This window comes from Cupriavidus sp. 96C5-1 (assembly GCF_057798855.1).
The window spans coordinates 17,155-29,808 of the sequence record NZ_JBYOJU010000010.1; the positions used below are offsets into that span (position 1 = coordinate 17,155).

Consider the following 12,654-nt stretch of genomic DNA (forward strand, 5'->3'; position numbering starts at 1 on the left):
GGGTGGCCGCCCGCCGCATTGCGGCGGGCGGCCAAATCGATTAGCGTAGAGCCAGCGCTGGGCCGGGCATCCGATCGCCGGCCAGCCCCCACATGAACCGGCCAAGGAGACAACCGTGCTGCAACAAGCACACCGGGCACATATTGAGCGCCTGCTCGCCTTTTCGCAGCAGCCCGGCGCGGCCGAGGGCACGATAGAACGTTCCTGGCTGCGCTGCTTCAACGACTATGGCCTCGACCCGAGCCGGCCGGTGCCGGCCTATATCGTGGAGGCGCAGCGCCTGCGCGAACACAAGGACCAGATCGAGGACTTTCTCGGCGTGGCGCGTACCGGCATGGAGCAGCTCTACAAGCGCGTCTCCGCCCTCGACTGCGTGCTGCTGCTGACCGACGCCCATGGCGTGACCGTGGACTTCATCGGCAACGACCACTGGGACCACGAGCTCAAGCGCGCCGGGCTCTACCTCGGCGCGGACTGGAGCGAGCCGCGCGCCGGCACCTGCGCGGTCGGCACCTGCATTGTCGAGCAGGCGCCGGTGACCTGCCACCAGACCGACCACTTCGACGTGTCCCATATCACGCTCACGTGCAACAGCGCGCCGCTGTTCGATCCCACCGGCGGCTTCCTGGGCGTGCTCGACGTCTCCGCGCTGAGCGCTCCGGCCCCGCGCGAAGGACAGCACCTGGCGCTGCAGATGACCACCATGTATGCGCAGATGATCGAGGACGCCAACTTCCTGCGCTACTTCCGCGACCAATGGATCCTGCGGCTGGGCTCGACCTGGTCGCTGGTGGACGTGGACAGCGAGATCATGGTCGCCTTCGACGCCGACGGCGTCATCCGGGGCATCAACAGCGGAGGCCGGCGCAGGCTGCGGCTGGCCGACGCCGCCGAAGGACACGGCGGCAAGCCCCTGGATTTGCGCGGCCACCTGCTCACCGAAGTCTTCCGCGAAGACATGAGCGAGCTCTGGCGCATCGCCCACGCCGGCATGTCGTCCGAGCGCACCGCCGTGCGCACCCATGACCACGGCTTGTACTATGCCACCGCCATCGCGCCGCGCGGCGCGCCGGGCCGGCCCTCGGCGCCCGGGGCCCAGCCCGCGCTGCCGAGCGCGGAGGCAAGCGCCGCGCTGGACGCGCTCGGAGCGGGCGACCCGCAGATGCAGCGGCTGATCCTGCAGGCCAAGCGGCTTGCCAACAAGCCGCTCAATATCCTGGTGCATGGCGAGACCGGCACCGGCAAGGAAGTCCTGGCCAAGGCGCTGCACGCCGCCAGCGAGCGCCGCGGCAAATCCTTCGTCGCGGTCAACTGCGCCGCCATTCCCGAATCGCTGATCGAGAGCGAGTTGTTCGGCTATTCGCCGGGCACCTTCACCGGTGCGCGCAGCAAAGGCATGCGCGGCCTGATTGCGCAATCCGACGGCGGCACGCTGTTCCTCGACGAAATCGGCGACATGCCGCTGCACCTGCAAAGCCGGCTGCTGCGCGTCCTGTCCGAGCGCGAAGTGATGCCGCTGGGCGCGGAGAAACCCATCCCGGTGGACCTGCGCGTGATCGCCGCCTCGCACCGCGACCTGCGCCAGCTGATCGCCGAACAATGCTTCCGCGAAGACCTCTACTATCGCCTGTGCGGCGCCACCTTGCACCTGCCGGCCCTGCGCGAGCGGCGCGACAAGGACTACCTGATCGCGCGCATCGCCGAAGAAGAGGGCCGGCAGCTGGACATGCGGGCCGAACTGGCGCCCGCCGCGCTGGCCCTGCTCCGCGCCTACACCTGGCAGGGCAATGTGCGGCAATTGCGCAATGTGCTGCGCTTCGCGCTGGCCATGAGCGACAACGGCTTCATCGACACCGACGCACTACCTCCCGAGATCCTTGAGGGCACGCAGGAGAACTTGGCAGAAACCGCCCCGGTGGCCACGCGGCCGCTTCCCGGCAACGAACGCGAGGTGCTGCTGGCGGCATTGCGGCGGAACAAATGGCGCGTTACGCAGGTTGCGGGTGAGTTGGGGATCGCGCGGGCGACGGTTTATCGGCAGATGGAGCGATATGGGATAGTTGCACCTAATCAGCAGTGATATTGCTATTTACTCTATGGCATTTTCCGGCATCTTTTTAAGCTATTTTTGTTTTTTTAATCTCTAGTAGGGACCTGATTTAGGGTTGCAGGGCCTAAAGGCGGAGTGGTGTCGGGCTCTTGGGCACATGGAGGTGTCACTTTTCTTTACTCGTAAAGAAAAGTAACCAAAAGAAAGCGACCCCTTGCAGGGGGGCTGGCTTATCGGGCTTGGTGACGTTGCGGATTCGTGGTGGGCGCGTCAGTTCTGCCTGACTGCTGACGCTACCGGCTCTAGCGGCATTGCCTCTGCGGATGGCATTGGTTTTATTGTCGTGCCCTTGATGGCGATGGACCGTGGTAGTTCACGCATCTGCCGTTACCGGCGCGGATGGCCACTGTCTCCCGATCCTCGCTGGTTTCGTCGTGGGCACGGGGGCCCCGGCTTGAGTCGAATACCCAAAATCTGGAGCCACCGCGCCCACGACGAAACCCGTGCCGCTCATGATCGAGTGGCCATATAAACTGGTAACGGCAGATGCCTGAATGGGCAAGCGAAATCGTCATTCAGGGGTCATACAATGAAACCACCGTCATTCGCAGCGGCAATGCCGTTCGTGCCGGTAGCGCCAGCAGTTTATTAGAACCGCCGCGCCCACCACGAATCCGAAACGTCCCCGATCCTGATAAGCCAGCCCCCCTGCAAGGGGTCGCTTTCTTTTGGTTACTTTTCTTTACGAGTAAAGAAAAGTGACACCTCCATGTGACCATGAGCCTGACACCACTCCGCCTTTAGGCCCTGCAGACCTAAATCAGGCCCATAAATAGATTCGAAATAACAAAAACAAAACCTGATTTCTTAAAGCCAAGCAGCCAAAAAACACTAAACCACAATCTCCCGAGGCATCTGCGGCCGACGCACCAGCAACTCCGCCAGCTTCTTCAACGCGGCGGCAAGATGCCCCCGCTCCTCAACCCCCCCCAGCGAAATGCGAATCGCATTGGGCGGCGTCGGCCCCGAATAGAACGCATCGGAGGAAGTCACCCGCAGATCCTCCGCGCGAGCGGCCTGTGTCAGCGCCATGGAAGTCCAGTAGCTCGGCAACCTGTGCCAGACATGGATGCCGCTGGGCGGCGCCTGGTCCACGCTCGACAGGAGTTGCCGCGCCAGTTCCCTGCGCGCGAGCGCTTCCATGCGGATCCCGGCCAGCAGCCGGGCTGCCGAGCCATCGTGGATCCACTGCGTGACCAGGGCGGTCGACAGCGGCGTCGACATCAGCGCAAAGGAGCGCAGCGCGGCAAGCACGCCGGCCTGGCTGCGTGCGTCGGGCAGGCGGATGTAGGCGGTCCGCAGCCCGGGGCTCAGGCATTTCGACAGCGTTGCGATGTAGTAGACCTGGCCCGGCGCAAAATGCGCCACCGGCGGGGGCGCGTTGCTGTTCAGCAGCCAGTAGGGATCGTCCTCGATGATCCAGGCGCCGCATTTCTGCGCGGCCAGCGCAATATCGCGGCGCCGGTGCGCGGGCATGGTCAGCGTGGTCGGGTTCTGGATGGTCGGGTTCAGGTAGACCACGCGTGCGCCATGCTCGCGGCAGGCGGCCTCCAGCGCATCGGGCTGCATCCCTTCGTCATCCGCGGCCACGGTCACCACGCGCCGCCCAAGCTGCTCGGCCGCCGCGCGCAAGCCGGGATAGGTCAGCGGCTCCGCGACAATCGCCTCGCCAGGCTGTGTAAGCGTGAGGATCAGCGCCGCCAGCGCGGCCTGGGCGCCGGGGCAGGCAATCAACTGCTGCGGGCTGACCGACTCGAGCATCGGCTTCAGCCACATCGCCCCGGCGGCCCGGTCGGCCTTGCTGCCGCCACCAAGCTGGTAGGTCATGAGCAGGTGCGCATCCGCCCTCAGCAGCACCTGCGACAAGCCCTGCTGCAACAGGTCGTGGAAGTCGACCCCGGCGGGAGGCGGCGGCACGTTCATGCTCAGGTCGACCATCTGCGCCAGTTCCACCTTCGGCGCTGCAACGAAGGTGCCCAGCGCCCCGCGCGCTTCGATCAGGTTACGCCGCTTGGCCTCGGTGAACGCACGCGTCACGGTGGTGAGATCCACCCCCAGTTGCCTGGCCAGGTTGCGCTGGGGCGGCAGGCGGTCTCCCGGGTTCAGGCTTCCTTCCCCCACCGCGCGCTCGATGAAGGCAACGATCTGCTGGTAGCGCGCCCCCTCGCCACGGATAAAGGCGGCGTTCCAGTCAGGCCCGATGTTGTCGCCTTGTATGGATTCGATTTGACTCATTTTCCTTGATGTATGGCCTTTGTCTTACATTATCATGCGGCGCAGCATCACACAAATCCATACATTAAACGCTTTGTATGCGTTTCCCGCCAATCCGGCGGATCTCCCTCTCTCGCAATGTATTCCAGCGTGCCGTGGCAGGCGGTCTCGACGCGTGCGCCGGTTATGTGATGCATAACTAAGGTGTGTCTTATGCGTAACTTAATGGCCGGCGCAAGCCATGCAGTCCGGCGAGATTCCAGCGATTGGCTGAAGGCGTGCCAGGGAACGCTCCGCTATGCGGGGCTGTTCCTGGGTGGCGGAGCCATGCTCCTTCTCAGTGGCTGCCAACTGGAGCTGCTCTCCCCGAAGGGCGACATCGGGCACCAGGAAAAGACCCTGATCCTGGTCTCGATGTTCCTGATGCTGATGGTCGTCATTCCCGTCATCCTGCTGACGCTCTATTTCGGCTGGCGCTATCGCGCCTCCAACACCAAGGCAACCTACGCACCCAAGTGGGCGCACTCCACCCGGATCGAAGTGGTCATCTGGACCATTCCGTGCGTGATCGTGGCCTTCCTCGGGATCCTGATCTGGAAGACCACCCATTCGCTGGATCCGTACCGGCCGCTCGAGTCCACCGTCAAGCCCGTGCGTGTCGAAGCCGTGGCGCTGAACTGGAAATGGCTGTTCATCTACCCGGACTACGGCATCGCCTCGGTCAACCGGCTGCCGATCCCGGTCGATACGCCGATCAATTTCAGCATCACCTCGGAATCGATGATGAACTCCCTGTTCATCCCGCAGCTCGGCAGCCAGGTCTATGCCATGGCCGGCATGGAAACCAAGCTGCATCTGATCGCCGACACGCCGGGCATCTACGCGGGACTGTCCGCGGCCTATAGCGGCCCCGGATTCTCCGACATGCATTTCGACACCGTGGCCACCTCGCGCGAGGAATTCGATGCCTGGGTCCGGCAAGCCAAGAATTCGAATCTGACGCTGGACCAGAAGGCCTACCAGACACTGGAGCGCCCGAGCACCAAAGAGCCGGCGACGCTCTATGCGGGCGTTGCGCCCGGCCTGTTCCAGAGCATCGTCAACAAATACATGCATAGCAATAGCAATAGCAATGCGCGTGGCGACGTATGTACTGCCCAAAGCCCCCCGCTGGCCGTCAACCAATGAAGCCAATGATTTTGCAATACACGCAACACATGCAACACCACCACGCCGCGGCCACGGAGCACTGAGCCATGTTCGGAAAATTAAACATCGATGCGATTCCGTACCATGAACCCATCATCATGGGTACGCTGGTCGCCGTCATCCTGCTCGGTGCCGCGCTGATCGGCGCCGTTACCTATTTCGGCAAATGGAAGTACCTGTGGACCGAGTGGATCTGCTCGGTCGACCACAAGCGCATCGGCGTGATGTACATCATCATGGCGCTGGTCATGCTGCTGCGCGGCTTCGCCGACGCCATCATGATGCGCGCGCAGCAGGCGATCGCCGTGGGCGATGCGGCCGGCTACCTGCCCCCGCACCACTATGACCAGATCTTCACCGCCCATGGCGTGATCATGATCTTCTTCGTGGCGACGCCGTTCATCCTCGGCCTGATGAATGTCATCGTGCCGCTGCAGATCGGCGCCCGCGACGTGGCCTATCCGTTCGTCAACTCGCTCAGCTTCTGGTTGGCGGTGGCGGGCGCCGTGCTGGTGATGATGTCGATGTTCGTCGGCGATTTTGCCGCTACGGGCTGGGTGGCCTATCCACCGTTATCCGAGCTGGGATACAGCCCGACGGTAGGGGTGGACTACTACATATGGTCATTGCAGATATCCGGGTTGGGGACAACGCTCACCGGCATCAACTTCATCGTCACCATCCTGCGCATGCGCGCACCGGGCCTGACGCTGATGAAGATGCCGGTGTTCACGTGGACCGCGCTGATCACCAACATCCTGATCGTTGCCGTATTCCCCGTCCTGACCGCCACGCTAGCCCTGCTTACCGCCGACCGGTACCTGGGCATGCATTTCTTCACCAACGAGCTTGGCGGCAACGCCATGATGTACGTCAACCTGATCTGGGTCTGGGGACACCCCGAGGTCTACATCCTGATCCTGCCGTGCTTCGGGGCTTTCTCCGAGATCATCTCCACCTTCTCCGGCAAGCCGCTGTTCGGCTACAAGTCGATGGTGTACGCCACCTCGTCGATCGGCATCCTGTCGTTCTTCGTCTGGCTGCATCACTTCTTCACGATGGGCTCGGGCGCGAACGTCAACGCCTTCTTCGGGATCATGACCTCCATCATCTCGATCCCGACCGGGGTGAAGCTGTTCAACTGGCTGTTCACGATGTACCGCGGCCGCATCCGCTACCACTCGTCGACGCTGTGGACGATCGGCTTCATGGTCACCTTTGCCATCGGCGGCATGACGGGCGTGCTGCTGGCCGTGCCCGGCGCCGATTTCGTGCTGCATAACAGCCTGTTCCTGGTGGCTCACTTCCACAACGTGATCATCGGCGGCGTCATCTTCGGCTGCCTGGCCGCGATGAGCTTCTGGTTCCCCAAGGTGTTCGGCTTCACCCTGAACGAGTTCTGGGGCAAGGTGTCCTTCTGGTGCTGGCTGGTGGGCTTCTACCTGGCCTTCATGCCGCTCTACGTGCTCGGCTTCAAGGGTATGACCCGCCGCATGAACCACTACCCGCACGCCGACTGGCAGCCTTACCTGATCGTCGCGCTGATCGGCGCCGTCATCATCGGCGCCGGCATCGTCGCCCTGCTCATCCAGCTGGCCGTCAGCGTGCGCGACCGCAAGAACAACCGCGACCTCACCGGCGACCCCTGGGACGGCCGCAGCCTGGAATGGGCCACCGCCTCGCCGGCGCCCTTCTACAACTTCGCCCATGTGCCGCATATCGATTCGCTGGAACAGCACTGGGACGACAAGGAAGCGGGACGCGCCTATGTCCGCCCGGGCCACTACGAAGACATCCATATGCCCCGCAATACCAGCGCGGGCGTGATCGTCTCCTTGTTCGGCCTGGTGCTCTGCTTCGCCCTGGTCTGGCATATGTGGGCGTTCGCCGTGGTTGGCCTGCTGGGCGTCATCGGCACCTTCATCGCACGGACCTACAACCGCGACGTGGACTACTACGTCCCGGCGGCCGAAGTCGAACGCATCGAAAACACGCGCTATGCGCAGCTACGCAAGGCGGCTTGACCCATGAGCTACACAGTCATTCACAATGCGCACGAACATGTCGAACACGACGACGGATCCAAGACCACGCTAGGTTTCTGGATCTACCTGATGAGCGACTGCCTGATCTTCGCCGTGCTGTTCGCTACCTTCGGGGTGCTCGCCGCCAACACGGCGGGCGGCCCGAGCGGCCGGGACCTGTTCGAGCTGCCGTTCGTGCTCGGCGAAACGATGCTGCTGCTGGTCAGCAGCTTCACCTTCGGCGTGGCCATGCTGAACATGCAGCCCGGGCGGGAACGCCAGGTCATCCAGTGGCTGGGCGTCACGTTCCTGCTCGGCGCGGCCTTCATCGCCATGGAACTGTATGAATTCGCCGAGCTGCTGCATGCCGGCGCGGGGCCAGGCGTCAGCGCTTTCCTGTCTTCCTACTTTTCCCTGGTGGGCACCCACGGCCTGCATGTCAGCTGCGGCCTGCTGTGGATCCTGATCATGATGCACCAGATCAAGTGCTTCGGCCTGGACGGCGTGACCCGCCGCAGGCTGGCCTGTCTGAGCCTGTTCTGGCACTTCCTGGACCTGGTCTGGATCTGCGTGTTCACCTTTGTCTATCTGCGAGAGTTCGTATGAAAACCGCCCACCTTCACACCGCATCCGCAGCGCAGGCCGCGCACGCCGCGCACGGCAGCATGAAAGGCTATGTGATCGGCTTTGTGCTGTCGCTGGTGCTCACCCTCGCGTCGTTCGGCGCGGTGATGGAAGGGCTCGTGCCGAAGGGCATGGGCCTGGCCGCCATCGTGGTGCTCTGCGTCGCCCAACTGGTGGTGCAGCTGGTGTTCTTCTTGCATATCGGCACGTCGCCCGACCAGCGGGCAAACACGGCGATCTTCATCTGCACCGGGGCGCTCATCGCCATCATCGTAGCGGGATCGTTGTGGGTCATGCACAACGCCAACGTCAACATGATGCCGATGCAGATGTCGCCGGAAAACGCGCGCATGCGCGAGTAAGGCCAGCGCGGGGGCGGATCGCCTTGGCCGGGATTCGCCCCCGCGCTGTAGCGGCACCCGCGTGGCGGGTGCCTGCGGCAAATCAGGCCAGCAGACTGCCGGCCGCCGGCTTGCCGATGGCTGCCGGCCGGATTCCGCTACCCATGCGCGGCATTGCGCGGCCGCCGAGAATGCTGGCGTCCCCCTCCCAATAGACCCAGCTCCGCCCTCGCCTCAGCCGGTCCAGATAGGCGTCCTCGAATCCGCCCGGCAAGCGATAGGCCATCGACTCCAGTGCGTTTTCGTCGGCGCCAAGCACACCGGCAAGCTTGAACCTGCCACCCGACAGTCCATTCGCGACACGCAGGTCCAGGTACGGCACAAACAAGCCGGCGCGGCGCTGCGGCGCCGGCATCGCCTTGCTCCATTCGCGGATGGCATCACGCAGGTCCGCGAGTGCGAGCGAGAATGCCCGTTCGTTTCTGGCCATGAGCACACGGCCGCTAAGCACGCCGTCAATCAGCATCGCGTCCGTTGCGGGGAATTTCAGATGCGCAAGCGACGCGCGTTCGGGTTGACTCTGGCTGAGAAGCGCGAGGCAAGCCGCCAGGCCGGTTGCGCTTGTCTCGCGATAGCTCAAGGCCGGGCAACGCGGCTCGGATTCGGAAAGAAGAGCCAATACATCGGCGGCGTGGCGCGGTGACGCCAGCACGATGCGGTCGTACTCGATACCGGCATCTCGCATGAATAGCGCGAGAGCGGCGCTGGCCGGACACCCGGCCAATGCAAACAACTGATACTTCATGGCTGAGGCAGTTTCCCTTGGCGCCAACGATGCCGTGCAATCGGTGCGTCCGGCGGCAATCGGAACGGGCGCGCCGAATCTTCGCTAGCGCGTGGCCGCGCCGCCCGGCATGGGACAGATTCTTCGGATGTCGCGCAATACCGTGCTCCCCGGGGGCCCGGGAGTTGCCACCTTAAATGGCGGTATTGGCTTGGAGGGAATGTTGCCGTACGGCAAGCGGGAAATACAGGAGCAGATGGAGGCTATTCTTTACGGAGCAGGCTCTATCATTGCAACGCGCAGACTGCCGGAGCTTGGCCCGATGCAAGCATGGATCGCAGCCGGGCAAGACATTGCGCGCTGCGTGCGGCTCGAGCTTGGCGGCGAGCCCGGGCAGCGGATGATGAGCCGGATCGGTGGAGAACCGATCCGGCTCCATGCTGAAGATTGACAGTCCGCTGCGCTGCAGGCGTTTGCAGGCACAGCGGGGGTGTCAGCGCGCTTGATACAGGGTGTCTGTGAAATCCGATGGTTCGAGCATGCCGGAAATGAGCTTTCCCAGTTCGTCCAGGAAAACGTTCGAGCAAAGCCCGCTTACGCCCGCCAGTGCCGGACAAAAGACCCAGGTCGTTCCATCCTTCACCGAACTATGGATAACCCTCTCCTGGTCGGCCGGCTTTAGAACATGTTCCCGCATGCCGACCCCGTCCAGATCGAACGCACGCACGAATTCTCGCCTTGCGCTGTCGCCGAGACAGACCACCACCTTTGGCATCAGACGGCTGCGGAGCGAGTTTATAAACTTGAACCTGAGCCCATTCCTGCAAAGGTCGACATATTTCCTGACACTGATCCTGGCGCCGCTGGAAAAAGCGCATTTAATCCAGCCATTCAGCATCTCCGCGCTGCGGCTCAGCGGATACAGCGTCACGTTCATCTCCGCGCCGCTCGGTCCATACAGATGATTCTCGTAGTAAGACCGCCAATCGCACTCCAATTCCGGCCGCTGCAATGTTGTAGCGCGCGCCGATGCCATGACCCTGGCGATACGCTGGTACGTCAACCAATAGATCATCGCATCGCGGTTTTCTTCACGAAAGCTGAAATCCCAGGCAGTGGGAGACAACGGTGGCTTCGTGATCACAATGTTTCTCCCGATGCTGTAGTCGTTGTTCACATCGCAGAACCAGACCGCCGCCCGGGGATTGCCGCCAAGCATGCCAAAACAAGAGCCCAGATATAGATCCAGGTCATTCAGCCATGCATTCTCCCTCCGCTCAACCCCATACGAGGCGGCCGAATCATAGCAGGCACTTATTCTCATGAAAAATTCGTAGTCCAAGACATTTGAAAGGCGGGGCCAACGCCCCGGGGGCTTCACTTCTGAACCCGGACACCGTGCCGGATGTGCGGCGCTATTTCTCCCAGGCGGCGCACAGCCGCGCTGCACGCGTTCCGACGTCGTCCGCGGTAAAGCCTGGCTTGTACAGCGCCTCTCCCAGCCCAAGGCCGGTGGCACCGCTATTTCGATAGACGCGGATATTGTGTTCGTCGATGCCCCCTACCGCGAGTATCTTCGTCCCCGGCGGCAGGGATTTACTCCATACCGCAATGCTCTTCGGGCCGATCTGCTCTGCGGGAAAAGCCTTGATCGCATGCGCACCCGCTTCGATCGCGGCGTACGCCTCGGTGATCGTCGAAACGCCGGGGACGGAAACCAGGCCGGCGCTGAGCACCTCGCGAACAACGGCGGTATTGATATTTGGAGATGTGATGATTGCCGCCCCGACACCGGCTGCACGCTTCACATCGGATACGCATGTGACGTTTCCTGCCGCAATCATCGCGCAGCCATCAAAAGCCGCTCTCAGGTGCGCAATGCTCAGCAGGGAATATTGAGATTCGAGAGGAACCTCGATGATCTTGATGCCCCGCTTTATGATGGCGTCGGCAATCACGACTATGTCGTCCGGCCTGACCCCATTCAGGATCGCCACCAAAGGGCGGCGCATCATGACATTTTCAAAGCCATCAGCATACCCGCTGCCTTCCACAGGAAGCCTCGCCATATCACCACCCATAAAGCTAGAAGTCGAAAGCAAAGACCTTGGCTTCACCCTTCCCTTCGCGACAGCCCATCCCCGGACAATGCAGAGGCGACTTGGCCTTGGGCATCCGGATCAGCGCGCCCAGCCGCCTTCTACCGTAAAAAGCCCCCAGGGCTACGGGGGAAAAATAGCCTTGGGGGTAAAACGGCCGGCGGGGTGCCTGGCCATCGGGGAACAGTCTCGACAAGATGGGGTTCGAATTGCCGGCGCCGACAATTCAGCCGCTTTTTACATCCGGCAGACGCTCCGGTGGCAGGAGTGCCGCCAGGCGTCCATCGGGAAAACCCCGGCTACCCGAAGCAGGCATTGCGAATTGCCGCTCACTCAGCGGCGACGGCGACGCCAACAATCTCGACCCGTCGATTCTGCGCAAGACATTGCACCAATGCCTCCCGGCCCGCCTCATCGCATGTCACGACGGGATTCGTGCCACCCTTCCCCCTGGCCGAGACGAGCGCCGGCGAGACACCGCTTTCCACCAGATAATTCCGCACCGATTCCGCGCGCGCTTCGGAAAGCCGCTGGTTATAGGCAGCGGAACCGATTCTGTCCGTATGACCAATCACGGTCACACTTTCAAGCCGCCGCGTTTCCCTCAGCGTCTTCGAAACGTCTCCCAGAGCCCGCCGGCCATCGGCGGAAATATCCGACAGGCCCGAGCGGCCAAAAGCAAACAGGGCATTGGCGCCGAGCGTGACTTTCGACACCGTCCTGGATGCCGCGGCGGGTACGACTTCCGTCAGCTTTGCGGTGGTGGGCAGTGGCTCCTTCAATACAGAGGCACAGGCTGCCGGCTTCCAGTGAAAGGACCTGCCTTTGGCTTCCTTGTCGAACATCACCTTGTATTGGCACGAGACCACATTTCCTCCGCTATTCCCATCGCGGAAGTTAAAGATATAGTCCCACTCCTTGACACCGAAAGGGCCCTCTCCAAAGTGCGGATGGCCGAGCAGCGCATAGAGTTGTGGCTTGGTGACGCCGGGAGCCACCTGACGCAGATTGTCCAGATTGGGGAAGGTACCTTCCTTGATCCAGGCATCCCGCTCCACCGCGGGAAAGACGACTTCGCCAGCCTCACCGTCCTTGTTCGCGCGCTCACCGACGTACATTGTTCCGCAAGCCTGCAGCATCAGGAGCGCTGTGCCGGCACAAAGGCCGGTGACGCGTTTCATACTCTTCTTCATGATCCGTTGCCTCAGTTTCTAGCCCGGGAGCGCGCGCGCTCCCGGGCAACCAAAAA

Annotated in this window: 12 protein-coding genes; 7 read left to right on the top strand and 5 right to left on the bottom strand. The window is 62.5% G+C overall.

Annotated features, from left to right (window positions below; genetic code table 11):
- Positions 1–115 precede the first annotated feature (115 nt).
- The gene (locus tag AC3FOF_RS13725) at positions 116–2,080 is read left to right on the top strand and encodes a sigma-54-dependent Fis family transcriptional regulator (RefSeq protein WP_488726894.1); all 1,965 of its coding nucleotides are present in this window, start codon (positions 116–118) and stop codon (positions 2,078–2,080) included.
- Between the two features lie 516 nt (positions 2,081–2,596).
- A complete protein-coding gene (locus tag AC3FOF_RS13730; RefSeq protein ID WP_488726895.1) occupies positions 2,597–2,812 on the top strand; it encodes a hypothetical protein in 216 nt (71 codons plus the stop codon).
- 129 nt (positions 2,813–2,941) lie between these two features.
- Here AC3FOF_RS13730 and AC3FOF_RS13735 read toward each other — a convergent pair whose 3' ends face one another.
- The gene (locus tag AC3FOF_RS13735) at positions 2,942–4,345 is read right to left on the bottom strand and encodes an aminotransferase-like domain-containing protein (protein ID WP_488726896.1); all 1,404 of its coding nucleotides are present in this window, start codon (positions 4,343–4,345) and stop codon (positions 2,942–2,944) included.
- A gap of 306 nt (positions 4,346–4,651) precedes the next feature.
- Here AC3FOF_RS13735 and cyoA point away from each other — a divergent pair, with 306 nt between their 5' ends.
- From cyoA to cyoD, 4 genes are all read left to right on the top strand, one after another.
- Positions 4,652–5,512 (top strand): ubiquinol oxidase subunit II, encoded by an 861-nt coding sequence (gene cyoA / locus AC3FOF_RS13740; protein ID WP_051078369.1) that lies wholly within the window; start codon positions 4,652–4,654, stop codon positions 5,510–5,512.
- A 68-nt stretch (positions 5,513–5,580) separates the two neighbouring features.
- Positions 5,581–7,557 carry a cytochrome o ubiquinol oxidase subunit I gene (gene cyoB / locus AC3FOF_RS13745; protein WP_017224148.1) on the top strand — a complete coding sequence of 659 codons (1,977 nt, stop codon included), beginning with the start codon at positions 5,581–5,583 and terminating at the stop codon, positions 7,555–7,557.
- 3 nt (positions 7,558–7,560) lie between these two features.
- Positions 7,561–8,163 carry a cytochrome o ubiquinol oxidase subunit III gene (gene cyoC, locus AC3FOF_RS13750; protein WP_017224149.1) on the top strand — a complete coding sequence of 201 codons (603 nt, stop codon included), beginning with the start codon at positions 7,561–7,563 and terminating at the stop codon, positions 8,161–8,163.
- Entirely contained in the window at positions 8,160–8,543 is a 384-nt protein-coding gene (gene cyoD / locus AC3FOF_RS13755) for a cytochrome o ubiquinol oxidase subunit IV (protein WP_488726897.1), read from the top strand. The genes cyoC and cyoD overlap by 4 nt, the downstream gene beginning before the upstream one ends.
- 82 nt (positions 8,544–8,625) lie before the next feature.
- On the opposite strand, the gene AC3FOF_RS13760 is transcribed toward cyoD, so the two are convergent.
- Positions 8,626–9,327 carry a hypothetical protein gene (locus AC3FOF_RS13760; RefSeq protein WP_488726898.1) on the bottom strand — a complete coding sequence of 234 codons (702 nt, stop codon included), beginning with the start codon at positions 9,325–9,327 and terminating at the stop codon, positions 8,626–8,628.
- Positions 9,328–9,436: 109 nt separating this feature from the next.
- On the opposite strand from AC3FOF_RS13760, the gene AC3FOF_RS13765 reads away from it, so the two are divergent.
- On the top strand, positions 9,437–9,757 hold the full coding sequence (locus AC3FOF_RS13765; protein ID WP_276265545.1) for a hypothetical protein: 321 nt from the start codon (positions 9,437–9,439) through the stop codon (positions 9,755–9,757).
- A gap of 42 nt (positions 9,758–9,799) precedes the next feature.
- Here AC3FOF_RS13765 and AC3FOF_RS13770 read toward each other — a convergent pair whose 3' ends face one another.
- From AC3FOF_RS13770 to AC3FOF_RS13780, 3 genes are all read right to left on the bottom strand, one after another.
- Entirely contained in the window at positions 9,800–10,648 is an 849-nt protein-coding gene (locus AC3FOF_RS13770; protein ID WP_017224153.1) for a hypothetical protein, read from the bottom strand.
- Between the two features lie 73 nt (positions 10,649–10,721).
- Positions 10,722–11,408 carry a 2-dehydro-3-deoxy-6-phosphogalactonate aldolase gene (locus AC3FOF_RS13775; protein ID WP_488726899.1) on the bottom strand — a complete coding sequence of 229 codons (687 nt, stop codon included), beginning with the start codon at positions 11,406–11,408 and terminating at the stop codon, positions 10,722–10,724.
- A gap of 326 nt (positions 11,409–11,734) precedes the next feature.
- Complete coding sequence (locus tag AC3FOF_RS13780) at positions 11,735–12,598, bottom strand: OmpA family protein (RefSeq protein ID WP_017224155.1); 864 nt, start codon at positions 12,596–12,598, stop codon at positions 11,735–11,737.
- Positions 12,599–12,654: the final 56 nt, after the last annotated feature.

Bases quoted from the DNA above. Each gene is read 5' to 3' on its own strand.
- AC3FOF_RS13760 (WP_488726898.1), bottom strand. From the start codon at position 9,327: ATGAAGTATCAGTTGTTTGCATTGGCCGGGTGTCCGGCCAGCGCCGCT.
- cyoA (WP_051078369.1), top strand. From the start codon at position 4,652: ATGCTCCTTCTCAGTGGCTGCCAACTGGAGCTGCTCTCCCCGAAGGGC.
- AC3FOF_RS13765 (WP_276265545.1), top strand. From the start codon at position 9,437: ATGGGACAGATTCTTCGGATGTCGCGCAATACCGTGCTCCCCGGGGGC.
- cyoD (WP_488726897.1), top strand. From the start codon at position 8,160: ATGAAAACCGCCCACCTTCACACCGCATCCGCAGCGCAGGCCGCGCAC.
- AC3FOF_RS13780 (WP_017224155.1), bottom strand. From the start codon at position 12,598: ATGAAGAAGAGTATGAAACGCGTCACCGGCCTTTGTGCCGGCACAGCG.
- cyoB (WP_017224148.1), top strand. From the start codon at position 5,581: ATGTTCGGAAAATTAAACATCGATGCGATTCCGTACCATGAACCCATC.
- AC3FOF_RS13735 (WP_488726896.1), bottom strand. From the start codon at position 4,345: ATGAGTCAAATCGAATCCATACAAGGCGACAACATCGGGCCTGACTGG.
- AC3FOF_RS13730 (WP_488726895.1), top strand. From the start codon at position 2,597: ATGCCTGAATGGGCAAGCGAAATCGTCATTCAGGGGTCATACAATGAA.
- cyoC (WP_017224149.1), top strand. From the start codon at position 7,561: ATGAGCTACACAGTCATTCACAATGCGCACGAACATGTCGAACACGAC.